Raw genomic sequence first — 24,416 nt, forward strand, 5'->3', positions numbered from 1 at the left:
CACGCTTCCTTCCCACACTCGGTCACCCTCATGCAGTTGCGCTTCACTTCGCTCGTCGTGATCAACTTGCGACGGGACTTGCACCCGTAGGAGTGCGCCCATGCTGGGCGCACAAAAAAAACGGGGTGGCTCATGAGCCACCCCGCCCATTTGCCACTGGATCAGCCCAAGTCGAATCGGTCAGCGTTCATGACTTTGCTCCATGCAGCCACAAAGTCGCGTGCAAACTTCTCGCGGTTGTCATCTTGGGCATACACCTCGGCGTAAGCGCGCAAGACCGAGTTGGAACCAAACACCAAGTCCACACGTGAAGCCGTCCACTTCGCCTGACCTGTTTTGCGGTCGCAAATGTCGTACGCGTTTTTGCCCGTGGGTTTCCACTGGTAAGCCATGTCGGTCAGGGCTACAAAAAAGTCGTTGCTCAACACGCCCACACGGTCAGTGAACACGCCATGCTTGGAGCCGCCATGGTTGACACCCAGCACACGCATGCCGCCCACCAACACGGTCATCTCGTGTGCGGTGAGGCCCATGAGTTGTGCGCGGTCGAGCAAGAGCTCTTCAGGGCTGACCACATAGTTCTTTTGCACCCAGTTGCGAAAGCCATCGTGAATGGGCTCCAACACGGCAAACGAGTCCACATCGGTCATCTCTTGTGTGGCATCACCCCGGCCAGGCATGAACGGTACATCCACCTTCAAGCCTGCGGCTTGAATGGCTTTTTCCAAGCCCACATTGCCAGCCAGCACGATCACATCGGCCACGCTGGCACCGGTGTTTTTGGCAATGCCTTCGAGCACCCCTAGCACCTTGGCCAAGCGCGCGGGCTCGTTGCCTTCCCAATCTTTTTGAGGGGCCAAGCGAATGCGGGCACCGTTGGCACCGCCGCGCATGTCTGAGCCACGGTAGGTGCGGGCACTGTCCCAAGCGGTGGCGACCATGTCGCTCACGCTCAGGCCACTGGCCGCAATTTGCGCTTTGACAACCGCCACGTCATAAGTGGCCTTGCCTGCGGGCACAGGGTCTTGCCAGATCAGGTCTTCAGCGGGCACTTCGGGGCCGATGTAGCGCACCTTCGGGCCCATGTCGCGGTGGGTGAGCTTGAACCACGCACGCGCAAAGACTTGGGTGAAGTAGTCGGGGTCTTTCTCAAAGCGCTCCGAAATCACGCGGTACGCCGGGTCCATCTTCATGGCCATGTCGGCGTCGGTCATGATGGGGTTGTGGCGAATGCTGGGGTCTTCCACGTCCACCGGTTTGTCTTCTTCCAAGATGTTGATCGGCTCCCATTGCCAAGCGCCAGCGGGGCTCTTTTTGAGTTCCCAATCGTAGGTGAACAAGAGGCGGAAGTAGCCGTTGTCCCATTGGGTGGGGTGGGTGGTCCAAGCACCCTCGATGCCGCTGGACATGGTGTCGCGCCCCACACCCCGGCTGGTGTGGTTCATCCAGCCCAAGCCTTGCTCGGCCACGTCTGCGCCTTCTGGCTCAGGGCCCAAGTTTTGGGCCTTGCCATTGCCGTGGCACTTGCCCACGGTGTGGCCACCCGCCGTGAGGGCCACGGTTTCTTCGTCGTTCATGGCCATGCGGGCAAAGGTCAGGCGCACGTCTTGCGCTGTGCGCAGTGGGTCGGGCTGGCCGTTCACGCCTTCGGGGTTCACGTAGATCAGGCCCATTTGCACCGCAGCGAGCGGGTTTTCTAAAGACTCGCGGTTGTTGCCGTCGTAGCGGGTGGTGCCCAACCATTCTTTTTCTGAGCCCCAGTTGATGTCTTGCTCGGGGTGCCAAATGTCTTCGCGGCCAAAGGCAAAGCCGTAGGTTTTGAGCCCCATGGACTCGTAGGCCACATTGCCCGCGAGGATGATCAAGTCGGCCCAGCTGAGGCGGTTGCCGTATTTCTTTTTGATGGGCTACAACAAGCGGCGTGCTTTGTCGAGGTTGACGTTGTCTGGCCAAGAATTGAGTGGCGCAAAGCGCTGGTTGCCTGTGCCGCCACCACCACGGCCATCGGCCACACGGTACGAGCCTGCGGCATGCCACGCCATGCGCACCATCAAACCACCGTAGTGGCCCCAATCGGCAGGCCACCAGTCCTGGCTGTCGGTCATGACGGCGGTGAGGTCTTTCTTCAACGCGGCCACATCGAGTTTTTTCACTTCCTCGCGGTAGTTGAAAGCCTGCCCCATCGGGTTGGTCTTGTTGTCGTGCTGGTGGAGGATGTCAAGGTTGAGCGCCTTGGGCCACCAAGCCATGTTGGAATTGCCTGTGGCGGTATTGCCGCCGTGCATCACTGGGCACTTGCCTTCGTTTGACATTGCTATTTCCTTCGCGGGTTGAGAAGATGATAGGTTATGGCTATTAAAAATAATCGCCAATTGGATTTGACTAACTCACTCATTGCGATTGGCCATGGGCTAAAGAGAGCACATGCCCACTGGACTGAACACGCCGCACGCCACTGGGGATTGGGGCACACTTGGCAACGACACAACATGACAAATATCAAGCATGAAGGACAAGATGGCCCTTAACTCCGACCTGAGCCAGCGCTGCACCATCCACAGCCCCTCGCTCGATTGGATGGCATCACCCGCCTCAGGCGTGTCGCGCCGCATGCTCGAGCGCGACGGCGGTGAAGTGGGGCGCGCCACGTCCATCGTGCGTTATGCGCCGGGCTCGGCCTTTGCCAGCCACGCACACGGCGGCGGCGAAGAAATCTTGGTGGTCGAAGGCGTGTTCTCGGACGAGCACGGCGACTACCCGGCGGGCAGCTGGCTGCGCAGCCCCCACATGAGCCAGCACCAGCCGTTTAGCCGCGAGGGCTGCTTGATCCTGGTGAAGACGGGTCACTTGGCATAAGCAACGTCCACCCCCCCATGGACGCACTGAGCTCGGTCTTGTCACGCATCGCTTTGCGGGCAGGTGTTTTCTACAGCGGCAACATCTGCGGTCTGCACGACTTCGAGCACGATGTTTTCAAGGGGCACTTGCACCTGATTGAGCGAGGACCCATCTTGCTCCAAACTCAGGGGCAAGCCGATGTGCACCTGAACGAACCCACCGTGCTGTTCTTACCGCGGCCCCAATGGCATCGGCTGGTGGCCGACGATGGCGCGGGTGCCGACGTGGTGTGCGGCACCATCACCCTGGGCGGCGGTGTGCACAACCCAGTCAGCGCCTCGCTGCCCGATGTGGTGCAGGTGCCGCTGTCGGCCCTGCCGGGCATGGGGGCCTTGCTGGGCCTGATGCGGCAAGAGGCCTTTCAGGATCAACCGGGCCGCCAGGCGGTGCTGGACCGCTTGTGCGAAGTGCTGATTTTGCAATTGCTGCGCCACTGCATGGCCCAAGGCATCGTCTCCGGCGGCTTGCTGGCGGGATTGGCCGACCCCAAACTGGGCAAGGCCCTGCGCGCCATGCACGAGGACCCGGCACACGACTGGGACTTGCCCAGCCTGGCCGCTGCCGCAGGCATGTCGCGTGCGCGCTTTGCCCATCACTTCATGGCCGTGCTGGGCCAAGGCCCTGCGCAATACCTGAGCCAGTGGCGCATCCAGACTGCCCAGCAACTGATGCAGCAAGGCCAAAGCATCCAGCAAGCGGCGCACGCCGTCGGCTATGGCAGCGCCAGCGCCTTCACACGGGCTTTTGCGCGGGCGCTGGGCCAAACACCCGGCGCTTGGCTGACGGCGCAGCGTGCCGACAAAAACGGTTCATGAATCGAGACGGGCAGCACAGACACTGCTGTCAAATCACCAAGTACAGGCCCATCAGCCCCCTAGAATGGCCGTCTCATGACCCCATCGACGGCTGCCCCAAACCTGCACATCTTTTGCCTTTGCGCCCAATGGTGTGTCATTTGCCGTGACTTTGAGCCGGCGTTTCAGCGCCTGGCCACAGACCACCCCGAACACCGCTGGCTGAGTCTGGACATCGAAGACCACGATGCGCTTTTGGCCGACATCGACATTGAAAATTTCCCAACCGTGGTGATCCTGAACCAGGCCAAACAAGTTTGTTTTGCGGGCACGATCGAGCCCCGCATCGACAGCTTGCAGCGGCTGATGCAGTCGGCTCAAGCCAACGACTTGCACCTGCCCGCCCAGTCGGCCCAAGCTTGGCAAGCCTTGGCCACTTTGTGAACGCGGTGGTTCCCGATCCTGCTCAATCGGGTACAGCTGCCAGGTCACTGCGGCGCACCGTGCGTTTGTCGCGCAAGGTCACAAACTCTTCGGCCGAGGTGGGGTGGACACCGATGGTGGCGTCAAAGTCGGCCTTGGTCGCGCCCAGGTTGAGGGCCAGCGCCAGGCCCTGAATGATTTCGGGCGCATCTGCCCCCACCATGTGCGCGCCCAACACCTTTTGGCTGGCGGTGTCGACCACCAGCTTCATCAAGGTTTTTTCGGTTCGGCCCGACAGCGTGTGGCGCATGGGCTTGAAGCGCGATTCATAGACATCGATCTCGCCGTATTGGGCCAAGGCTGCCTCTTCGCTCATGCCCACGGTGCCAATGGGCGGCTGGCTGAACACGGCCGATGCCACATGCCCGAGCTGCACCCCTCGGCGCTGCGGTCCAAACAAGCTGCGCGCCACTGCAGCGCCTTGCGCCAGCGCCACCGGGGTCAGGGCGACACCTTCGGTCACATCGCCCACGGCATGGATGTGTGGCACGGCGGTTTGGCCAAAGGCGTCCACCTTGACGCCCCGGCCCGGCTCCACGCTCAAGCCCGCTGCCGCCAGGTTCAGGCCTTGGGTTTGCGGGGTGCGGCCGGTGGCGTACATCACGGTATCGAAGTGTTCTTTGGCCGTCACAGCGCCTTGCAACTGCACGGCGATCTGGCCCTTGTCCGAGTCACCCGCCATGCGCTCGAGCGACACGGCCTGGGTTTCAGTGAGGATGCGAATGCCCTTGCGCGCCACTTCCTCGTGCAGGTGCTGCGCCACCGCGCCGTCGAAGCCGCGCAGCAACTGCGCGCCCCGGTGGACCAGCGTGACCTCAGAGCCCAAGCCGTTGAAGATGCCGGCAAATTCCAAGGCGATGTAACCGCCCCCCACCACCAGCACGCGGCGCGGCAAGCTGGGCAGGTCAAAGGCCTCGTTGGAGGTGATGGCGTGTTCGATGCCGGGAATGTCGGGCAAGGCCGGCGTGCCACCCGTGGCAATCAAGACATGGCGCGCCGTGATGCGCTGGCCATTGACGCTGAGCGTGTGCGGGTCTTCAAAACGGGCGTGGCCCTGAAAAATCTGCACGCCCGAGTTGTGCAGCAGCGTTTGGTAAATGCCGCTGAGACGGCTGATCTCTTGCTCCTTGGCCGCCACCAAGCGGGGCCAATCGAGTGCGGCGGGGGGCACCGTCCAGCCGAAACCGGCTGCATCTTCGAAATCTTCGGCGTAGTGCGAGGCCTGCACCAAGAGCTTTTTGGGCACACAACCCCGGATCACGCAGGTGCCGCCGTAGCGAAAGCCCTCGGCAATGCCCACCTTGACGCCCAAGCTGGCCGCTGTTCGCGCTGCGCGCACGCCGCCCGAGCCACCGCCGATCACAAAAAAATCAAATTCAAAATGTTGCATAAAACGCCATGCTGCTGATGTGGACAAGCTGAGATTCTGACAGGGCATGCCTGCAAGCGCATGCCGCTTGGTTGGGCCCTTGCGCAAGGCCTTGAAATCGCAGCGCACGGCCCAGCGCTGGCTATGGCAAGAGCGCTTTCGCTGGGGGCGCTGGCTAAAAGCCCAGACCTCCACTGCAGCCGCGAAGAAAAGCCAGATGCAGCCAGCCCAGGCCTTGGGCATTTCCATGACAATCCAGACACCCCACTGAATTTTTGCCGCATGATGCCCACACACGTTCCCGAACCCTTTGACCGCAACATGGGCTGGACCGCTGCCGAGCAGACCGGCTGGTTGCCGCGCTCATTGCCAGAGGCCCAGTTGGCGGTGGGCACGGCAAAAATTCTTTGATTTACACACCCACCGAGGAGGCGGTTAAGCCATGGCCATTCAAGCGGTTGTTTTCGATGCCTACGGCACGCTGTTCGATGTGTATTCGATCGGCGCATTGGCCGAACAGCTTTACCCCGGCCAGGGCGCGGCCCTGTCGGTGCTGTGGCGCGACAAGCAAATCGAGTACACGCGCCTGATCTCACTGAGCGACCCCAACCCCCAAGGCAGTCGGCATTACCAATCGTTTTGGGACATCACACGCGCCTCGCTGCGCTATGCGCTGGCGCGTTTGGGCTTGGCGCACAGCAGCGCGAATGAAGAGGCGCTGATGGCGCAATACGCCCAGCTCACGGCCTTCCCGGAAAACCTGGGCGTGCTGCAAGCCTTGCGCCAGCGCGGCGTGGCCACCGCCATTTTGTCCAACGGCAGTCCCGAGATGCTGCACTCGGCCGTGCACAGCGCGGGCATGAGCGCGCTGCTGGACGCCGTGCTGTCGGTAGACAGCGTGCGCCAGTTCAAGACCACACCTGCGAGTTACCAACTGGTGCAGGACCACTTTGGCTTGGCCCCGGCCGATGTGCTGTTTGTCTCCAGCAACGCCTGGGACGCGCTGGGCGCCACCTGGTTTGGCTTCACCGTGCTGTGGGTCAACCGCCAGGGTCTGCCGCCTGAGGCCATCGGGCCTGCGCCCCATCACACGGGCCGCGACTTGGGCGAAGTGCTGAAGGTCTTGGGCCTTCACTGAGGGCCCAAACCAAAGCCAGTTCAGTGCCCGATGATGAGGTCTTTGCCGTCTTTGTCGTGCACCGCGAACTTGTCCACCAAGGTGGCGCTGGCCTCGTTCAAACCCCGCACCTCCACCTCGGTGCCTTGGCGGCGGAATTTGAAGACCACTTTGTCGAGCGCGCTCACGGCGGTGATGTCCCAGAAATGGGCGCGGCTCACATCAATCACCACACGCGGCACCACCTCGTCAAAGTCGAACGCGTCCACAAAGCGCTCGGCACTGGCAAAGAAAACCTGACCCACCACGCGGTAGGTGTGGCTGTCGCTGGTGACTTCGTGGTGCACCAGCAAGATCTGGCCGATCTTGTGCGCGAAGAAAAAGCCCGACAGCAACACACCGGTCAACACGCCTTGCGCCAAATCGTGGGTGAACACGGTCACGGCCACCGTGGCCAGCATGACCACGCTGGAGCTCTTGGGGTGTTCGCGCAGGTTCTTGAACGAGCCCCAGTTGAAGGTGCCGATCGAGACCATGATCATCACCGCGACCAAAGCGGCCATCGGGATCTGGCTGACCCACTCGCCCAAAAACACCACCAAGATCAGCAGCACCACACCGGCCACGAGCGTGGACAAACGGCCGCGCCCGCCGGATTTCACGTTGATCACCGACTGGCCAATCATGGCGCAACCGGCCATGCCGCCGATGAAGCCGGTGGCAATGTTGGCCACACCTTGGCCCACACACTCGCGGCTCTTGTCACTCTTGGTGTCGGTCATGTCGTCCACGATGGTGGCGGTCATGAGCGACTCCAGCAAACCCACCACCATGAGCGTGGCCGAGTAGGGCAGGATGATCATGAAGGTGTCCCAGTTCAGCGGGACATCGGGCAGCAAGAACACCGGCAAGCTGCTGGGCAACTCGCCCATGTCACCCACGGTGCGGATGTCCAGGCCCATGCCGATCGAGAAAGCGGTCAGGACCACGATGGTCACCAGCGGCGAGGGCACGGCTTTGGTGAGGTAGGGCAGGCCGTAGATGATGACCAGTCCCACGGCGGTCATGGCGTACACATGCCAAGTCACGCCGACGGTGGCGGGGTTGAGTTCGGGCAGCTGCGCCATGAAAATCAAAATCGCCAGCGCGTTCACGAAACCGGTGACCACCGAGCGCGAGACAAAGCGCATCAATTGCCCCAAGTGCAGCCAACCCGCGATGACCTGCAACACGCCCGTGAGCACGGTGGCGGCCAAGAGGTATTGCAAACCGTGGTCCTTGACCAGCGACGCGATCACCAGCGCCATGGCCCCCGTGGCCGCCGAGATCATGCCGGGGCGCCCTCCCGCGAAGGCGATGATGGTGGCGATTGAAAACGATGCGTAGAGCCCGACCTTCGGGTCCACGCCCGCGATGATGGAAAACGCAATCGCCTCAGGGATGAGGGCCAAGGCCACAACAAGGCCGGCGAGCACGTCGTTGCGGACGTTGAAAAGCCAAGTTTGGCGAAAGGATTGGAGTGTCATGCCGATGGGGCCCTGTGGCTTATCAGCCCGGGGCGTGGTTCAAAATGGGTCGAGGTTTGCACGGGCAGGCTCAAGGCGCTGCGCAGGGTGGCAAACAGGGTGAGGAAAGGCCCAACCGGGCAAGCGCCCGATGCCGGTCAAGGCGGTGCGACCGAATGAAAATGTCCGCGTGGCATGGCCAGACCCGGGAAGTCAACCCGAAGAAAGCTCAGCTGGGACGAAAAATTGCGCATCGCTGCATTCTAATGGGCTGTTTCCTGGGCCGTTACCTGGGCTGTTGTGCCTCTGCACTTACTGGTGTAAGCCATGCGCAGGCTCTGCTTTTTTAAAATCCGACAGACCCTTTTTACGCCCTGCTCCTGCCCATGACCTCACCCTCCTCCCTCGCACCCGTCATCGCGCCACACGGCCCACTGCGCGTGGCCATCAACCTGGGCAACCCAGTATTGGCCGGTCTCGACGCGACGGGTGAGCCCTCGGGCATCTCTGCCGATTTGTCACGCCTGTTGGCCGCAGAGTTGGGGGTCGGCATTGAATGGCGCATCTTCAAAAAGGCCGACGAATCGGTGCAGTGCGTGCGCGCCGACGAGGCGGACATCGGCTTTTTTGCCATCGACCCGGTGCGCGGCGAAGGCCTGCATTTTTCACCGCCCTATGTGCAAATTGAAGGGGCTTACATGGTGCGCAGCGACTCGCTGCTGCAAAGCAACGAAGAGGTTGACCAGGCCGGAAACCGCGTGACGGTGGGCGCAGGCAGTGCTTACGATTTGTTTTTGACCCGCCACCTGAAACACGCCCCCATCGTGCGCGCACCCAGCTCGCCCGCCGTGGTTGATGTGTTCATGGCCCAGCAACTTGAAGTGGCCGCAGGCGTCAAGCAGCAATTGGAAGCGGACGCACAGCGCCTGCCCGGTGTGCGTCTGCTGCCGGGCCGCTTCATGGTCATACACCAAGCCATGGGCATGCCCGCGCAGCGCAGCGAGACAGCGCGGCAATTTTTGAACAATTTTGTGGAAGACGCCAAGCAAACAGGCTGGGTGGCCGAGGCCTTTGTGCGGCATGCCATTCAAGGTGCAGCCGTGGCCCCACCCGGCTATCCCGCACACGACTGATCCCTGTGGGGTGCGGTGCTAAATTGGGTTCCCATCTTTTACCCTCTTGCACACAGACACGCCATGACCGCCCCCAAAACAGACCGCCTGCCCGAAATCCCGCGTGAGCAAATGACCGACGCCCAACGTGCGGCGGTGGACGAACTGGTGAGCGGGCCACGCGGCAAACTCTCGGGTCCGTTTGTGCCCTTGATGCGCAGCCCTGAGCTGATGCGCCGTCTGCAAAAGGTAGGCGAATACCTGCGCTACGACAACTCCGTGGGTTTGCACAATTCGGAATTCGCCGTGCTGGTGGTGGCACGCCACTGGTCGCAACCGGTGGAGTGGCACATCCACAAACCGATTGCCATGAAAGCAGGTGTGAGCGAAGAGACCTGCAACGCGATTGCCGAAGGCCGCCGCCCGCCGAACATGACTGCGCAAGAAACCGTGGTGTACGACTTCTTGCAAGAGCTGCTGCACAACCAGTCGGTGAGTGATGTGACCTGGGCGGCTGCACAACAGATGTTTGGCGACCAGGGCGTCATCGACATGACGGCCCACTGCGGTTACTACAGCTTGCTGGCGATGGTGATGAACACCACGCGCCGCAGCTTGCCGGACAACGCAGCGCCGGGCATTGCGCCCTTTCCCCAATAAGCCTGTTGATCAAGCCGCGTTCAGGGGCAACCCAATCAGCGCCGACAACTCTTCAAGCCCGAGGCCATCGACCATCTCAATGACGACCAAACCTTGCGGCGTGCAAGCCAACGTGGCCAAGTCGGTGTAGACGCGTTTGACACAGCCAATGCCCGTCAGCGGATAGCTGCAGGCTTGGACAAGTTTGCTTTGGCCCTGCTTGGTCTGCAGGTCCATCATGACCCAAGTTTGTTTGGCACCCACCGCCAAATCCATGGCACCGCCCACGGCGGGAATGGCATCGGCCTCACCGGTGTGCCAGTTGGCCAAATCGCCCGTGGCGCTGACTTGGAACGCCCCCAACACACAAATGTCCAGGTGCCCGCCGCGCATCATGGCAAAGCTGTCGGCGTGGTGAAAATACGCGCCACCCGGTAACAATGTCACCGGCTGTTTGCCCGCGTTGATCAGGTCGTAATCTTCCAGCCCTTTGGCGGGCGCCGGGCCCATGCCCAAGATGCCGTTTTCGCTGTGCAGCAGCACTTCGCGGGTGGACGGTATGTGGTTGGCCACCAGGGTGGGCTGGCCAATCCCTAAGTTCACCGTGGCGCCCTCGGGAATGTCTTGCGCCACGCGGGCTGCCAATTCGTCTTTGCTGCGTCGGGTGTAGCTCATGCCTTGATGCCTCCGGCCTGTGTGGCCACACGGTCAATCTTGACCACCGCTTGAACAAAAATGCCGGGCGTGACCACGGTCTCGGGGTCCAACTCACCCAGCGCAACTTGCTCGTGCACAGTGGCCACGGTTTTGCGTGCGGCCATGGCCATGATGGGGCCAAAGTTACGCGCCGCCTTGCGGTACGTCAAGTTGCCCCAGCGGTCACCGCGCTCGGCCTTGATCAGGGCCAAGTCAGCGTGGATGGGTGTTTCGTACACGTACATGCGGCCATCGATTTCTCGCGTCTCTTTGAGCGAGCCATCGGCGTGTTTGGCCAATTCGGTGCCATAACCCGTGGGCGTGAAAAACCCGCCAATGCCTGCGCCAGCTGCCCGAATGCGCTCAGCCAAATTGCCCTGCGGCACCAGCTCCAACTCGACCTGACCGGAACGGTACAAACCATCGAACACATACGAGTCGGTTTGCCGTGGGAAGCTGCAAATGATTTTGCGAACCCGGCCCGCCTTGAGCAAGGCAGCCAAGCCATGTTCTGCATTGCCTGCGTTGTTGTTGACCAAGGTGAGGTCGCGCGCGCCTTGCGCCAGCAAGCCCGCAATCAGCTCATCCGGAATGCCCGCCGTACCAAAGCCGCCAATCATCACCGTGGCCCCATCGGGCGTGTCCGCCAGGGCCTCGGTGACGGAAGAAACAAACTTGTTGATCATGTTGTGAGTCTCTTTTTTTCAGACCGCACAGCTTAACGTGAGTTAAAAAACCATGAACAGGGCAGACTGCCACCAAGCCTAACCCCCTGCGCCTGAAAGCCAGAGGGCTGCAACGATCCTTGGGAAGTTGGTGATGTTGACGGCTCATTCGTCGTAGACTCAGGGAGCAACACTTTCTAATTAAGCACGCTCCATGAATTCCACAGAACAACAGTTTTTTAATGCGCTTGAAGCCAAGCTCTGGACCGCCGCGAACAAACTGCTGCCCAGCCTGGACGCCGCCGTCTACAAGCACATCGTGCTGGGCCTGCTGTTCATCAAATACGTGTCTGACGCATTTGAAGAGCGCCAGAAAGAACTCAAAACCCAGTTCACCAACCCGGCCCATGACTACTACATGAACCCGGCCGAATACCCGGGGACTTTTGACGAAGACCTGGCTGCCGAGCTGGAAGTGCGCGACTATTACACCGAGAAAAACGTCTTTTGGGTGCCCAGTGAAGCGCGCTGGCCCCTGTTGGTCGCTTGTGCCCAGTTACCGCCCGGAGCAGCTCTGCCGTGGAACCAGCCAGGCAAGGCGGATGCCGAAAAAATGCGCACCGTCGGCTGGCTTATCGACAACGCCATGGAAGCCATTGAGCGAGAAAACTCCAAGCTCAAGAACGTGCTCAACAAGAACTTTGCCAACACCGAAATCGAGTCGTACAAACTGGCCGAACTCATGGCTTTGTTTTCGGACACCAACTTTCACGCCACCGAATTCAGGGGCGAACCGCTCAGCCTTCAAGCCAAAGACATCCTGGGCCACATCTACGAATACTTCCTGGGCCAGTTCGCGCTGGCTGAAGGTAAAAAGGGTGGCCAGTACTACACACCCAAAAGCATCGTCAGCCTTATCGTCAACATGTTGCAGCCTTTCAAAGGCCGCGTGTACGACCCGGCCATGGGCTCGGGCGGCTTCTTTGTGCAAAGCGAAGACTTCATCGAACAGCACGCGGGCAAGTCGGCCAAAGCCACCGGCAACAAAGCCAGCGGCCAGATCAGCGTCTACGGTCAAGAGAGCAACCCCACCACCTGGAAGCTCGCGGCCATGAACATGGCCATTCGCGGCATTGACTTCAACTTTGGACCCGGCCACGCCGACACCCTGCAAAACGACCTGCACCCCGACCTGCGGGCAGACTACGTCATGGCCAACCCACCCTTCAACATGAAGGAATGGTGGAACGCCAAACTGGAAAACGACCCACGCTGGTTGCCCGGCTGCATGCCGCCGCAGGGCAACGCCAACTTCGCCTGGCTGCAGCACATGCTCTACCACTTGGCACCCACCGGCAGCATGGCGCTGCTGCTGGCCAACGGCTCCATGAGCAGCAACACCAACAACGAAGGCGAAATCCGCAAACGCCTGGTGGAAGACGACTACGTGGAATGCATGGTGGCCCTGCCCGGCCAGCTCTTCACCAACACGCAGATCCCGGCCTGCATCTGGTTCTTGACCAAGGACAAGAGCAACGGCTTCAATCTGCACAAACGAAAGCGCGACCGGCGCAGGCAGTTCCTCTTCATCGACGCACGCCAATTGGGATTCATGAAAGACCGCGTGCTGCGCGACTTTGCCCAGGCCGATACCGACAAAATCACCAACACCTTTCATGCTTGGCAGCAGGGCGAGGGGTATGAAGACGTCAAAGGCTTCTGCGCATCTGTGGGGCTGGACGACATCCGCAAGCATGAGCATGTGCTGACCCCTGGGCGCTATGTGGGTGCCGAAGACCAGGCGGAAGACGCAGAAGCTTTCGCCGACAAGATGGCGCGGCTGACGGCGCAATTGACGGACCAGTTCGCAGAAAGCGCGAAGCTGGAAGGTGAGATCAAGAAGAACTTGGCGGGGTTGGCCTATGAAATCTGATCTTCAAGAGGGTTGGAAAACAATGCCGCTTGAAGACTGGATGGCGGCCATCATTGACTATCGAGGAAAGACTCCCGAGAAGACCTTGTCGGGTATTCCACTCGTCACCGCGAAGATCGTGAAAGGCGGGCGCATTGAGGACCCTGAGGAGTTCATTGCTGAAGACGCATACGAGCAATGGATGCGTCGAGGCATTCCCGAAGCTGGTGATGTGGTGTTGACCACGGAGGCACCGCTAGGGGAAGTCGCGCAACTGGACGGAAGAAGGGTCGCTCTCGCTCAGCGGATCATCACGCTAAGAGGCAAGCCAGGACTTCTGGACAACACCTACCTGAAGTTCGCTCTTCAGAGCCAGCCCATACAAGAGCAGCTCCATGGGCGTGCGTCGGGGTCAACAGTCACGGGCATCAAGCAAAGTGAATTGCGAAAGCTGGAGCTGACCTTTCCGGCGCTGGAAGAACAGCAGCGCGTAGCCGGAATCCTTGGTTCGCTTGACGACAAGATCGCCGTTAACCGCCGCATCAACCAAACCCTCGAAGCCATGGCGCAAGCCATCTTCAAGTCGTGGTTTGTCGATTTCGACCCCGTCAAGGCCAAGATCGCCGCCAAGGCCGAAGGCCGCGACCCGCTGCGCGCTGCCATGACCGCCATCAGCGGCAAGCCCGGCGCCGAACTCGACACCCTGCCCCCCGACCAGTTCGCTCCCCTCGCCGCCACCGCCGCGCTGTTTCCGGATGAGATGGAGGACTCGGAGCTGGGCGAGATGCCGAAGGGGTGGGAGGTTTGCCCACTGCCAGAGTGTGTGGACATCAACCCCGCCCGCGTTTTGAAGAAGGGCGCAATCGCGCCGTACCTCGACATGGCAAACGTGCCGACCAACGCGGCCCGCGTCGATAACGTCGTGCCCCGTGTTTTTGGGTCGGGCTCCAAGTTCATCAACGGCGACACGCTATTGGCCCGTATCACGCCGTGCCTTGAAAACGGCAAAACGGCCTATGTGGACTTCTTGGCAGATGATGAAGTGGGTTGGGGCTCTACCGAATTCATCGTCTTGCGCCCTAAGAACGGCATGCCGCTGCCTTTTGCCTATTTCCTCTGCAGGCACCCCGAGTTCCGTGCATTTGCCATTTCTCAGATGGCAGGCACATCTGGCCGACAACGGGTGCCTAACGACTGTTTTGGAGCCTACAAGGTCGTGAAGCCATCGGCGTTGGTCGCCGATGCGTTTGGACTGCAGACCACGCAGTTCATGAAACAGATCAAATCGCTGGATGAAGCGTCAAAGACGCTTGCTGGTTTGCGTGACGCGCTGCTTCCAAGGTTGCTGTCTGGCGAACTTCAGGTTCGCCACACCGAAGTGGAGGCTGCAGCGTGAGTAATCAGATCCAGTCACCTGCAGCAGAAGAGGAGATCGTCGTGTCAAGCGACTACTTCTCACAGATCCCGCTCTGGAGCCCAGATGGTCAGACCAAGCGTTTCGAGGTGATGGCCGACGAACTGAGTGGACGTATTCCGGTGACGCGTCTGGAAAGCTGGCGTGATTTCACCCAGCTCCTGGAAAGCAACTTCTTCAACCGCCACGGCGTGCAGCTCGTTTTTCGCGGCCACCGCCGGCATGACTGGGGCTTGATGCCCACGCTAGGCAGGGTGACGACCAATGGCATCATTACAGAGGTGTTGGCCGACGATCAATTGGATCGTTTCCGTCGCGCAGTGCGTGGACGACTCAGCGACACTGCGTTGGTGGACGAGCCTGATGAACTGTGGTCCGTTGGCCAGCATCACGGCCTGATGACGCCGCTGCTGGACTGGACCTATTCGCCCTACGTGGCCTTGTTCTTCGCTTTCCACAAGGAAGACGGCCAAGACGAAAAGGACAACCCTTACCGCGCGGTGTATGTGCTAAACAAGAGCTTTCTGGTTGATAACGAAACCGAGACGGGCATCCGCGTGTTTGAGCCGCGCAAAGACCACCATGGTCGTCTGGTGAACCAGGCCGGGTTGTTCACTTACTCACCCTACGACGCAACGCTAGAGAACAAGTTGACCGACGTGCTGACCGATGAGGACGGATTCACCGACGAAGAGTTGCGTGCCGCCTCGGAAGATGAACAGCCTCAAATTCTCGCTCGCTACATCTGCAAGATCTATATCAAGAACGAAGGGCGCGACGCTTGCGTGCGTCACTTGCGGCGCATGAACGTCCACCACGCCAGCCTCTTCCCGGACCTGATCGGCGCATCGGATTACTGCAACATCCTCACGGCCGAGGCGGAGCAAGCGGCTGAGATTGCGCGGCAGGCTGCCAAGGCGGCGGCGGGTGCTTCGCAGCCAACCGTTGAACCACTTGAGCCTGCCGTGGAAGCCCCTGCTGCTGCAACAGGGTCCATGCGGAGCATCGAAGATGTGTTGCGCGCACCTGCCGAAGCCCAGCAGGTAGAGCCGGGCCGCATCCCACTGATTGCGCAAGAGCTGGCCAAGGTTATCGCCAGTAACAAAGTGGTGGACTGGGACAAGCGCGAAGCGGTACAAGCCAGACTGCGGAATGGAGTTCGCGTAGTGCTGCGTAAATATGCATACCCTTCCGTATTGCGCGACAGAGTAACGGAGCAGGTTTTGGAATTGGCCAAAATCACTTTAGTGATTGATGGTGGTACTTACTGATGAGCCAAACACTCGAAAGATCACAAGAGAAAATCCTTGGGTTAGGAGGACGAAGTGATTGATCTTCACTCACTCGAAGACTTGTCGCTGCTACGCGAATCCGTCTCCGTCGAATGCAAGCTCGCGAACGGCCGCGATGGCAAAGGCACCTTGCCAGACGACTTTTGGCCCACTTACAGCGCCATGGCCAATGCCGATGGCGGTGTGGTCATCATGGGCCTGCGCGAGCGCCAGGGGCGCTTTGAACCCGTAGGCATCGAAAACCCGGACAAGGTGCGCACAGAGCTGTTCAACAACCTCAACAACCGGCAAAAAGTCAGCGTCAATCTGCTGACGGACAGCGAAGTGCGTGAATGGGCGGTTGAAGGCAAGACTTTGCTGATGGTGGAGATTCCCCGTGCCAGCCGCCAGCAGCGCCCGGTATACCTAACGACCAATCCGCTGAATGGCAACACCTACCGCCGCCTGAACGAAGGCGACCGACCGCTGCCGGACGAAGACGTCAAGCGCATGCTGGCCGAGCAGGTTGAGGACAGCCGGGACAGCCGCATCCTGCCGCACTTTGGCCTGAAAGACTTGGAGGCCGACAGCCTGAAGGCCTACCGCAACATCTTCCGCGCCGACAAGCCCGACCACCCCTGGCTGGCGCTGGACGACGAGGGTTTTCTGCGCATGCTGGGCGGCTGGCGGGAAGACCGCGCCACGGGTGATGCAGGGCTGACGGTAGCTGGGCTGCTGATGTTTGGGCAATGGACTTCGATCAGCGAAGCGCTGCCGCATTATTTTTTGGATTACCAAGAGCGTCCCGCCGATTACGCCAGCAGCGTGCAATGGCTGGACCGGGTGGTACCCGACGGCAACTGGTCGGGCAATGTGTTCGACTTTTACCGTCGCGTGGTGAACAAACTCACGGCTGATTTGAAAGTGCCTTTTGTGTTGAAAGACGGCGTGCGCCAGGACGACACGCCCACACACAAGGCATTGCGCGAGGCGTTGGTGAACACGCTGGTGCACGCGGACTTCACCGGGCGCCTGTCGGTGTTGGTGGTGAAGGAGCCGGCGGGTTTCAGCTTCCGCAACCCGGGTGGCATGCGGGTGCCAGCGGCGCTGGCCCTGCAGGGCGGCGTGAGCGACTGCCGTAACCGGACGATGCAGCAGATGTTTTTGATGATCGGGCTGGGTGAGCGGGCCGGGTCGGGCATGTCGCGCATCCTGCACGGCTGGCAGGACCTGGGGCATGGGGTGCGGCTGCTGGAACGTTACGAGCCGCAGGAGCATTCGGTGTTGGAGATGACCTGGCGTGATGAACTTGTCCCGAAAGGTTCACCAGAAAGTTCACCAGAAAGTTCACCACAAAATTCGCTAAAGACCGAAGAACGGGTTCTTCAACTGCTGAGAGACACACCATCCATGACCACGCAAGCACTGGGCGAGAGGCTGGGTATCAGCAAGCGGGGGGTGCTGAAGCAAGTTGAAAAGCTCAAAGAGCAGGGCCGTCTGAGGCGGGTAGGCCCCAACAAGGGTGGCCATTGGGAAGTATTGGAGCCTTGAGATGCTGAACGAACAACAACTCGAAGACCTGTGCATCGGCTGGTTTCAGCAGACGGGCTGGCAATTTGCCCACGGGCCAGACATCGCACCGGAGAGCGACCGGCCGGAGCGGTCGGACTTTCGGCAGGTGGTGCTGCGCGAACGACTGCTGGCGGCGCTGGCGCGCATCAACCCGCAGATTCCGGCCTCGGTGCTAGAGCAAGCGGCACACGCGTTGCTGACAGTAAGCGAGCCACTGATGGTGGTACGCAACCGGGCTGTCCACCGGTTGCTGCTGAGTGGCGTGAATGTGAGTTTTGCCAAGACTGACGGTGAAGCCAAAACAAACGACTTGGTCAGTTTGATCGACTTTGCCCATCCTTCAAATAACGAGTTTTTGGTAGTCAACCAATTCACGGTGGCGGGCACCAAACGGCCACGGATTCCGGATTTGGTGGTGTTTGTCAATGGCTTGCCGCTGGCGGTGATTGAGTTGAAGAACCCTGAAAACGAGCAGACTGACATTTGGGATGCATTTAACCAACTGCAGACCTACAAGGATGAGACGGCCGACTTATTCAACTGCAATACGGCGCTGGTGATCAGCGATGGTTTCACGGCCCGTGTAGGGGCTTTAACTGCCGATGCCGAGCGCATGTTGCCTTGGCGCACGATTGCCACTGAAGATGATCGCCCCCGCCTGCAGATGGAGCTGGAAACGCTGGTGCGAGGCTTCTTCAAGCCCGAGCTTTTTCTGGACTATGTGCGGCACTTTGTGTTGTTTGAGCAAGACGGCGACGCCATCATCAAAAAGATTGCGGGATATCACCAATTTCACGCTGTGCGTGAAGCGGTGCGTGCCACGGTGATTGCCGCGCAAGATGCGGACAAAGGTGTGCTGGAGGTGCACGAGGAACGCGCAACCTACGGCAAAGAAGTGCAGCCTGGATCGCGCAAGGCGGGCGTGGTGTGGCACACACAGGGTTCAGGCAAGAGCATCACCATGGCCTGCTATGCGGGTAAATTGCTGCAGCAACCCGAAATGAAAAACCCCACCTTGGTGGTGGTGACCGACCGCAACGACTTGGACGGGCAACTTTACGAGACCTTTTGCGCGGCCAACGATTTGCTGCGAACCACGCCGCTGCAGGCTACGGGTCGCGACGAGTTGCGCGAGATGCTGGCCTCGCGCCAGGCGGGCGGCATTGTCTTCACCACGGTGCAAAAGTTCGCACTGCTAGACGATGAAGATGCACACCCGTTGCTCTCAAACCGCTCAAATATCGTAGTGATGTCGGACGAAGCACACCGCAGCCAATACGGCATGAAAGGCAGGCTGGACACCAAGACCGGCAAGTACGTGTTTGGCTACGCCAAGCACCTGCGCGATGCGCTGAAAAACGCCACCTTCATTGGCTTCACAGGTACCCCTATTGCGTTAGAAGACAAAGACACCCGCGCAGTGTTTGGCGATTACGTCAGCATTTATGACATTCAGGACGCGGTGGACGACGGCGCGACGGTGCCGATTTTTTATGAAAGCAGGTTGGCCAAGCTGGACGTCAAGCAAGCCGAGATCGACGCACTCAACGCCCAGGTGGACGAAGTCGTGGAGGACGAAGAAGACACCGCCAGCCGGGAAAAGACCAAGAGCGAATGGGCTGCATTGGAAAAACTGGTCGGTGCAGAACCACGCTTGCAGCAGGTGGCCAAAGATCTGGTGCAGCACTTTGAAGCACGCATCAGCACCATCGACGGCAAGGCCATGATCGTGTGCATGAGCCGCGACATTTGTGCCCAGCTCTACAGCGCCATCGTGGCATTGCGCCCCGAGTGGCACAGCGCCGACCCGGAGCAGGGCACTATCAAGATAGTAATGACGGGGTCAGCCGCAGACAAAGCGCTGCTGCAGCCGCACATTTACACCCACAAGGTGAAAAAGCGTCTGGAAAAGCGGTTCAAAGACCCCAAGGATTCGCTGAAGCTGGTGATCGTTCGCGACATGTGGCTGACCGGGTTTGACGCACCTTCGTGCCACACCATGTATGTAGACAAGCCCATGAAGGGCCATAACCTGATGCAAGCGATTGCTCGGGTGAATCGGGTGTTCAAGAACAAGCCTGGCGGCTTGGTGGTGGATTACATCGGCATTGCCAACGAGCTGAAGGCAGCGCTGAAAACCTACACCGATTCCAAAGGCAAAGGCGACCCGACGCACAACGCGGCAGAGGCCTTGGCCGTACTGCTGGAGAAAATGGACGTCGTGCGCGGACTGATGCACAGCTTTGACTACAGCGCCTTCGAGACCGATGCGGTGCCCCTGCTGGTGCCTGCTGCCAACCACATACTTGGCATGAAGGACGGTAAGTCGCGTTTTCTGGATGTGATGACTGCGGTAAGCAAAGCGTTCTCGCTTTGCGGCACATTGGATGAAGCCGTGGCTTTGCGCAGAGAGATCGCCTTTTTCTCGGCGATCAAGGCGGCTATCAACAAGTTCACCACGGTAGATAAGAAGCGCACCACGGAGGACAAAAACAGCGCGTTGAAACAAATTCTGGACAACGCCATCGTGGCCGATGGGGTGGCAGATATTTTTGCTTTAGCTGGGTTGGACAAGCCCAACATCGGCTTACTGTCAGACGAATTTCTGGAAGACGTGCGGCAGATGAAGACAAGAAATCTTGCCGTGGAGCTGCTGGAAAAACTGCTGCGAGATGAGATCAAGGCCCGTACTCGCAACAACGTGGTTCAAGAGAAGAAATACGGCGACCGCTTACTGGAGACTCTGCGCAAGTACCACAACCGCGCCATTGAAACAGCCCAGGTGATTGAAGAGCTGATCCAGATGGCCAAGGAGTTCCAGGCAGTTCTGGAGCGCGAGGCTTCTTTGGGCTTAGGGCATGACGAGATTGCCTTCTATGACGCGTTGGCCAACAACGAAAGTGCAGTGCGAGAGTTGGGTGACGATATTTTGAAAAAAATTGCCATCGAAATCACCGAAAAACTCAGGGCAAGCACAACGGTAGATTGGCAGGTGCGCGAGAGTGTTCGAGCGCGTCTGCGCATCTTGGTGCGAAGAACCTTGCAGCGGTGGAAGTACCCGCCACCGGGTCCGGGTGAAAAAGATGCAGTTGAATTGGTTTTACAGCAGGCAGAGGTGTTGTCGAATAACTGGTCAAGTTGAAACGACCGTCCACGCCATCCGCAGTACCCGGCATTAACCGGGTGACTGTGACTCTACTTTTCCAGCGTGTGCGTCAGTACTGCTTGTAAGGCAAGAACTTGCCCGACAGCACCACGTTCACGCGGTCGCCTTTGGGGTCGGGCTGGCGCACGATGTCCATGCTGAAGTCAATCGCGCTCATGATGCCGTCGCCAAACTCTTCGTGGATCAGTTCCTTGATGGTGGTGCCGTAGACGCTCACGATTTCGTACCAGCGGTAGATCAGCGGGTCGGTCGGCACTTGGCTGGGCAGTGAGCCTTTGTAGGGCACGACTTGCAGCCACTTGATCTCGTCGGCGCTCAGGCCAAAAATCTTGCCGATGATCTTGGCCTGCTTGGCATCAAAGGTCATTTGGCCCAGGCACCCGGCGGTGACCCATTCTTTGGACAGGCCAACTTTTTCGGCGACATCGCTCCACTTGATGCCTTTGGCCACTTTGGTGGAGACGATTTTTTCGGTGACTTCTAAACGGTTCATGAAAGACCTCTTATGGGGAGTTGATGAAAATTTGGGGAGAAACAATTCAATGGGCTTTGGCGCGTGACACCAAAAAATCCACGATGTGGTTGCGCATGTCGTAGTAGCCCGGCAGGTGGTGGAGCTGGGCGCGGGTGCGTTCGCGCGGCAGCGGGTTGACCACCACTTCGGCCAAGCCACCGGGCACATAGCTGCCACCCGAGTCGTTGCCGTTGCTCATGAGCAAGATGCGGTCGGACAACAAAATGGCTTCGTCCACGTCGTGCGTGATCATGAAGACGGTCTGCTGCGTCTGGCGCACGATGGTCATCAGCTCGTCTTGGATGGTGCCGCGCGTGAGTGCGTCCAGCGCGCCAAAGGGCTCGTCGAGCAGCAGCATCTTGGGCTGGATGGCAAAGGCCCGGGCAATGCCCACACGCTGCTTCATGCCGCCCGACAGTTGGCTGGGTTTTTTGTCGATGGCGTGCAGCAAGCCCACCATGCCCACGTGCTTTTCCACATGCGCATTGACCTGCGGTGTTTTCCATTCTGGCCATTTGGACCGCACAGCAAACGCGATGTTTTGCCGCACCGTGAGCCAGGGCATGAGCGCATGGCTTTGGAACACCACGCCGCGCTCCAGACTGGGGCCGGCGATCTCGCGCCCGTCCATGAAGGCATGGCCCGTGCTGGCCGTGTCCAGGCCCGCCAACACGTTCAAGATGGTGGTTTTGCCGCAGCCCGAGTGGCCGATGATGCAAACAAACTCGCCCTTGTCGATGCTGAAAGACACGTCTGAAAACACCGGCTTGTCGCTTTGGTAGGCCTTGCCCAGTTTTTCAATTTGGAGGAAAGCATTCATGGCGTGAGCCTGTTTGGAAGGTGCATGGGAAAGCGCAGAAGATGCCGCAGGTAAGGATTGAGGTGAGGGCGCAGATGAGGGGACGTAGAAAGGGGCGGCATGGGGCGCAGCGACAGGGAGCAACGCAGCGCGCTCAGCGGTGTCACTCCACATAGGTCACCGCCTTTTGCACTTGGGCAAAGGCCAAGTCCAGCAACATGCCCACCACGCCAATCAGCAGCACCGCAAAGATCACATTCACCAGCGACAGGTTGTTCCACTCGTTCCACACAAAGTAGCCCACGCCCGTGCCGCCCACCAGCATCTCGGCGGCCACGATCACCAGCCAGGCGATGCCCATGCTGATGCGCATGCCAGTGACGATGGTGGGGGCCGCAGCAGGCAAGATCACCAAGAAGGCCTTGCGCAGCGGCTGCACTTCCAGCGTGCTGGCCACGTTCAGCCATTCGCGCTTGACGGCGGCCACACCAAAGGCGGTGTTGATCAGCATGGGCCAGACCGAACAGATGAAGATGACGAAGATGCCGCTGACCTCCGAGTCTTTCAGGGTGTACAGCGCCAGCGGCATCCAGGCCAGCGGGCTGATGGGTTTGAGCACCTGAATGAAGGGGTCAAAGGCCTTGCGCATGAGGGGCGACATGCCGATCATGAAACCCACCGGCAAAGCCACCAACACCGCCAAGAAAAAACCCAAGGCCACTCGCCACAGCGAGTGCCCCAGCTGGATGCCAATGCCTTTGTCGTTGGGGCCTTTGTCATAAAACGGATCGGCCAAGTGGCCCATCATGGCCTTGCCCACTTCCAGGGGCGGCGGAAAGCCGGTGCTTTTGACCGCGCCCGGGTCCTTGCCCATCATCTTTTGGTACTCGATCTCCTCGGCCGTCATGCCCGCCGCACTGGCACCGGCCACCGTGGGGGCGGTGGCCGAGAGCTGCCACGCCCCCAGAAAGACCAGGAACATGAGCAGCGAGACCAAGGCGGCCCGGGCATTGAGGTGCAGGGTTTTCATGTGCCTCAGCCCATCTTGTTGATCGCAAAGCTCTTGATGTAGTCCTCGGGCTTGGCTGGGTCAAACTCTTTGCCCATGATCTTGTACTTGGGGTAGGGCGTGGTGGCGGCAAAGCTGTGGCCCAGATCTTTCATGTGCTTGCGCGCATCGGTGATGAGGAACACCTTTTCGGCGATTTGCTTGTAATCCACATCGCCTTTCACATAGCCCCAGCGCTTCATTTGCGTGAGCATCCACACCGCCATGCTCTGCCAAGGCATGGGGTCAAAGTCGGCACGGTCCGGCACGTTTTGCACCTTGCCCAAGCCGTCGGCAAACTTGCCCGTGAGCACTTGGGCAATCACCGCCTCGGGTTGGTTCAGGTACTGCGCTGGCGATATGACTTTGGAGATCAACTCGCGGTTTTCGGGCTTGCGCGCCATGGCCGCGGCCGTGAGGACTGCGCGGTAAAGGGCGGCAAAAGTGTTGGGGTTTTGCTGGATGAATTCGGTGCTGGTGCCAAAGGCACAGCAGGGGTGGCCGTTCCACAAGTCCTTGGTCAGCAGGTGGATGAAGCCGACTTCGTCGAACACCGCACGCTGGTTGAAGGGATCGGGTCCGAGGAAACCGTCGATGTTGCCCGAGCGCAAGTTGGCCACCATCTCTGGCGGCGGCACCACACGGATTTGCACATCGGTGTCGGGGTTGATGCCGTTTTCGGCCAGGTAGTAACGCAGCAAGAAGTTGTGCATCGAATAATCAAAAGGCACGGCAAACTTGAAGCCCTTCCAGTTCTTCGGGTCGCGGTTGTTCTTGTGCTTCATGGCCAGCGTGATGGCCTGGCCGTTGATGTTCTGGATGGTGGCCACGTTCATGGGCGTGGCGTTCGCGCCCAAGCCCATGCTGATGGCCAATGGCATGGGTGACAAGAAGTGCGTGGCGTCGTATTCCTTGTTGATCATCTTGTCGCGGATCAAGGCCCAGCCTGCGGTCTTGGTCACTTCGACATTCAGGCCCTGCTTTTGGTAGAAACCCAGAGGCTCGGCCATGATGAGCGGTGTGGCGCAGGTGATCGGGATGAAACCGATCTTGAGCTTGGTTTTCTCCAAAGGGCCTTTGCTTTGCGCCAAGGCCTGCAAGCTGGCCACGGGCAACACGCTGGCAATGGCGGCCATGGCGGTTTTTTTGCCCACGGCGCGCAAAAACAGGCGGCGCTCTTCGTCGTGCGGGAACAGCGACTTGACCAAGGTGGCTTCGATGAATTCTTGGCTGTAGGCCTCGAACTCGGCGGTTTCAGACCGGGCGCGCAATTGAGCTGCGGCGGCGTCGGCCGCGACAGCCGCATGGTGATCGGCAGGTGAATGGTCACGGCCGCAGCTGCACTTGAGCATCAAAGGGCGGTCAGCGTTGTACGGATCAAAAAATTCAGACATGGCGGCCTCGCTTGGGGTTGTGGATGCAGAGGTCTATGCAAGCTGCGG

General features: G+C 59.7%; 20 protein-coding genes and 1 pseudogene. 12 read left to right on the forward strand and 9 right to left on the reverse strand.

What is annotated here, in order from left to right; translation table 11 throughout:
* Nucleotides 1–161 precede the first annotated feature (161 nt).
* A pseudogene (gene katG / locus ACIQ39_RS04015) lies at nt 162–2,312 on the reverse strand (catalase/peroxidase HPI).
* Nucleotides 2,313–2,505: 193 nt separating this feature from the next.
* Between katG and ACIQ39_RS04020 the strand changes: the two are divergent.
* From ACIQ39_RS04020 to ACIQ39_RS04030, 3 genes are all read left to right on the forward strand, one after another.
* Nucleotides 2,506–2,856 carry a cupin domain-containing protein gene (locus tag ACIQ39_RS04020; RefSeq protein ID WP_396433324.1) on the forward strand — a complete coding sequence of 117 codons (351 nt, stop codon included), beginning with the start codon at nt 2,506–2,508 and terminating at the stop codon, nt 2,854–2,856.
* A gap of 17 nt (nt 2,857–2,873) precedes the next feature.
* The gene (locus ACIQ39_RS04025) at nt 2,874–3,713 is read left to right on the forward strand and encodes a cupin domain-containing protein (protein ID WP_396433325.1); all 840 of its coding nucleotides are present in this window, start codon (nt 2,874–2,876) and stop codon (nt 3,711–3,713) included.
* A gap of 75 nt (nt 3,714–3,788) precedes the next feature.
* Nucleotides 3,789–4,136 (forward strand): thioredoxin family protein, encoded by a 348-nt coding sequence (locus tag ACIQ39_RS04030; protein WP_396433326.1) that lies wholly within the window; start codon nt 3,789–3,791, stop codon nt 4,134–4,136.
* Nucleotides 4,137–4,158: 22 nt separating this feature from the next.
* On the opposite strand, the gene gorA is transcribed toward ACIQ39_RS04030, so the two are convergent.
* The gene (gene gorA / locus ACIQ39_RS04035) at nt 4,159–5,565 is read right to left on the reverse strand and encodes a glutathione-disulfide reductase (protein ID WP_396433327.1); all 1,407 of its coding nucleotides are present in this window, start codon (nt 5,563–5,565) and stop codon (nt 4,159–4,161) included.
* Nucleotides 5,566–5,829: 264 nt separating this feature from the next.
* Between gorA and ACIQ39_RS04040 the strand changes: the two genes are divergently transcribed.
* Together ACIQ39_RS04040 and ACIQ39_RS04045 are read left to right on the forward strand one after the other, a co-directional pair.
* Nucleotides 5,830–5,955 carry a hypothetical protein gene (locus ACIQ39_RS04040; protein ID WP_396433328.1) on the forward strand — a complete coding sequence of 42 codons (126 nt, stop codon included), beginning with the start codon at nt 5,830–5,832 and terminating at the stop codon, nt 5,953–5,955.
* 31 nt (nt 5,956–5,986) lie between these two features.
* Nucleotides 5,987–6,682, forward strand: a complete 696-nt coding sequence (locus ACIQ39_RS04045) for a haloacid dehalogenase type II (protein WP_396433329.1) — start codon at nt 5,987–5,989, stop codon at nt 6,680–6,682.
* Between the two features lie 20 nt (nt 6,683–6,702).
* Here ACIQ39_RS04045 and ACIQ39_RS04050 read toward each other — a convergent pair whose 3' ends face one another.
* Entirely contained in the window at nt 6,703–8,187 is a 1,485-nt protein-coding gene (locus tag ACIQ39_RS04050) for a SulP family inorganic anion transporter (RefSeq protein ID WP_396433330.1), read from the reverse strand.
* 365 nt (nt 8,188–8,552) lie between these two features.
* Between ACIQ39_RS04050 and ACIQ39_RS04055 the strand changes: the two genes are divergently transcribed.
* A complete protein-coding gene (locus ACIQ39_RS04055; protein ID WP_396433331.1) occupies nt 8,553–9,299 on the forward strand; it encodes an ABC transporter substrate-binding protein in 747 nt (248 codons plus the stop codon).
* 63 nt (nt 9,300–9,362) lie between these two features.
* Nucleotides 9,363–9,938: a carboxymuconolactone decarboxylase family protein gene (locus ACIQ39_RS04060; protein WP_396433332.1), complete on the forward strand. Its 576-nt coding sequence runs from the start codon at nt 9,363–9,365 to the stop codon at nt 9,936–9,938.
* 9 nt (nt 9,939–9,947) lie between these two features.
* Here the strand turns inward: ACIQ39_RS04060 and ACIQ39_RS04065 are convergent, their stop codons facing one another.
* Together ACIQ39_RS04065 and ACIQ39_RS04070 are read right to left on the reverse strand one after the other, a co-directional pair.
* Nucleotides 9,948–10,592, reverse strand: coding sequence for a 3-oxoacid CoA-transferase subunit B (locus ACIQ39_RS04065; RefSeq protein ID WP_396433333.1), 645 nt, complete (start codon nt 10,590–10,592; stop codon nt 9,948–9,950).
* Nucleotides 10,589–11,299, reverse strand: coding sequence for a 3-oxoacid CoA-transferase subunit A (locus ACIQ39_RS04070; protein ID WP_396433334.1), 711 nt, complete (start codon nt 11,297–11,299; stop codon nt 10,589–10,591). Before ACIQ39_RS04070 ends, ACIQ39_RS04065 begins: the two co-directional genes overlap by 4 nt.
* 193 nt (nt 11,300–11,492) lie before the next feature.
* Between ACIQ39_RS04070 and ACIQ39_RS04075 the strand changes: the two genes are divergently transcribed.
* From ACIQ39_RS04075 to ACIQ39_RS04095, 5 genes are read left to right on the forward strand one after another with little or no spacing between them, the layout of a single operon-like run.
* On the forward strand, nt 11,493–13,211 hold the full coding sequence (locus ACIQ39_RS04075; RefSeq protein ID WP_396433335.1) for a type I restriction-modification system subunit M: 1,719 nt from the start codon (nt 11,493–11,495) through the stop codon (nt 13,209–13,211).
* Nucleotides 13,201–14,586, forward strand: coding sequence for a restriction endonuclease subunit S (locus tag ACIQ39_RS04080; protein WP_396433336.1), 1,386 nt, complete (start codon nt 13,201–13,203; stop codon nt 14,584–14,586). Before ACIQ39_RS04075 ends, ACIQ39_RS04080 begins: the two co-directional genes overlap by 11 nt.
* Nucleotides 14,583–15,875 carry an FRG domain-containing protein gene (locus ACIQ39_RS04085; RefSeq protein ID WP_396433337.1) on the forward strand — a complete coding sequence of 431 codons (1,293 nt, stop codon included), beginning with the start codon at nt 14,583–14,585 and terminating at the stop codon, nt 15,873–15,875. Before ACIQ39_RS04080 ends, ACIQ39_RS04085 begins: the two co-directional genes overlap by 4 nt.
* Before the next feature lie 54 nt (nt 15,876–15,929).
* Nucleotides 15,930–17,426, forward strand: a complete 1,497-nt coding sequence (locus tag ACIQ39_RS04090) for an RNA-binding domain-containing protein (protein WP_396433338.1) — start codon at nt 15,930–15,932, stop codon at nt 17,424–17,426.
* Between the two features lies 1 nt (nt 17,427).
* Nucleotides 17,428–20,589: a type I restriction endonuclease subunit R gene (locus tag ACIQ39_RS04095; protein ID WP_396433339.1), complete on the forward strand. Its 3,162-nt coding sequence runs from the start codon at nt 17,428–17,430 to the stop codon at nt 20,587–20,589.
* Nucleotides 20,590–20,662: 73 nt separating this feature from the next.
* On the opposite strand, the gene cynS is transcribed toward ACIQ39_RS04095, so the two are convergent.
* From cynS to ACIQ39_RS04115, 4 genes are all read right to left on the reverse strand, one after another.
* Nucleotides 20,663–21,106, reverse strand: coding sequence for a cyanase (gene cynS, locus ACIQ39_RS04100; RefSeq protein WP_396433340.1), 444 nt, complete (start codon nt 21,104–21,106; stop codon nt 20,663–20,665).
* A 46-nt stretch (nt 21,107–21,152) separates the two neighbouring features.
* Nucleotides 21,153–21,947: an ABC transporter ATP-binding protein gene (locus ACIQ39_RS04105; protein WP_396433341.1), complete on the reverse strand. Its 795-nt coding sequence runs from the start codon at nt 21,945–21,947 to the stop codon at nt 21,153–21,155.
* 142 nt (nt 21,948–22,089) lie between these two features.
* Entirely contained in the window at nt 22,090–22,956 is an 867-nt protein-coding gene (gene ntrB / locus ACIQ39_RS04110) for a nitrate ABC transporter permease (RefSeq protein WP_396433342.1), read from the reverse strand.
* Nucleotides 22,957–22,961: 5 nt separating this feature from the next.
* Nucleotides 22,962–24,368, reverse strand: a complete 1,407-nt coding sequence (locus tag ACIQ39_RS04115; protein ID WP_396433343.1) for a CmpA/NrtA family ABC transporter substrate-binding protein — start codon at nt 24,366–24,368, stop codon at nt 22,962–22,964.
* Between the last annotated feature and the right edge of the window lie 48 nt (nt 24,369–24,416).

The sequence above is a fragment of the Limnohabitans sp. genome (genome assembly GCF_044361645.1).
Classification (GTDB): domain Bacteria; phylum Pseudomonadota; class Gammaproteobacteria; order Burkholderiales; family Burkholderiaceae_C; genus Limnohabitans_A.

Bases quoted from the DNA above. Each gene is read 5' to 3' on its own strand.
- ACIQ39_RS04020 (WP_396433324.1), top strand. From the start codon at position 2,506: ATGAAGGACAAGATGGCCCTTAACTCCGACCTGAGCCAGCGCTGCACC.
- ACIQ39_RS04025 (WP_396433325.1), top strand. From the start codon at position 2,874: ATGGACGCACTGAGCTCGGTCTTGTCACGCATCGCTTTGCGGGCAGGT.
- ACIQ39_RS04030 (WP_396433326.1), top strand. From the start codon at position 3,789: ATGACCCCATCGACGGCTGCCCCAAACCTGCACATCTTTTGCCTTTGC.
- gorA (WP_396433327.1), bottom strand. From the start codon at position 5,565: ATGCAACATTTTGAATTTGATTTTTTTGTGATCGGCGGTGGCTCGGGC.
- ACIQ39_RS04040 (WP_396433328.1), top strand. From the start codon at position 5,830: ATGCCCACACACGTTCCCGAACCCTTTGACCGCAACATGGGCTGGACC.
- ACIQ39_RS04045 (WP_396433329.1), top strand. From the start codon at position 5,987: ATGGCCATTCAAGCGGTTGTTTTCGATGCCTACGGCACGCTGTTCGAT.
- ACIQ39_RS04050 (WP_396433330.1), bottom strand. From the start codon at position 8,187: ATGACACTCCAATCCTTTCGCCAAACTTGGCTTTTCAACGTCCGCAAC.
- ACIQ39_RS04055 (WP_396433331.1), top strand. From the start codon at position 8,553: ATGACCTCACCCTCCTCCCTCGCACCCGTCATCGCGCCACACGGCCCA.
- ACIQ39_RS04060 (WP_396433332.1), top strand. From the start codon at position 9,363: ATGACCGCCCCCAAAACAGACCGCCTGCCCGAAATCCCGCGTGAGCAA.
- ACIQ39_RS04065 (WP_396433333.1), bottom strand. From the start codon at position 10,592: ATGAGCTACACCCGACGCAGCAAAGACGAATTGGCAGCCCGCGTGGCG.
- ACIQ39_RS04070 (WP_396433334.1), bottom strand. From the start codon at position 11,299: ATGATCAACAAGTTTGTTTCTTCCGTCACCGAGGCCCTGGCGGACACG.
- ACIQ39_RS04075 (WP_396433335.1), top strand. From the start codon at position 11,493: ATGAATTCCACAGAACAACAGTTTTTTAATGCGCTTGAAGCCAAGCTC.
- ACIQ39_RS04080 (WP_396433336.1), top strand. From the start codon at position 13,201: ATGAAATCTGATCTTCAAGAGGGTTGGAAAACAATGCCGCTTGAAGAC.
- ACIQ39_RS04095 (WP_396433339.1), top strand. From the start codon at position 17,428: ATGCTGAACGAACAACAACTCGAAGACCTGTGCATCGGCTGGTTTCAG.
- cynS (WP_396433340.1), bottom strand. From the start codon at position 21,106: ATGAACCGTTTAGAAGTCACCGAAAAAATCGTCTCCACCAAAGTGGCC.
- ACIQ39_RS04105 (WP_396433341.1), bottom strand. From the start codon at position 21,947: ATGAATGCTTTCCTCCAAATTGAAAAACTGGGCAAGGCCTACCAAAGC.
- ntrB (WP_396433342.1), bottom strand. From the start codon at position 22,956: ATGAAAACCCTGCACCTCAATGCCCGGGCCGCCTTGGTCTCGCTGCTC.
- ACIQ39_RS04115 (WP_396433343.1), bottom strand. From the start codon at position 24,368: ATGTCTGAATTTTTTGATCCGTACAACGCTGACCGCCCTTTGATGCTC.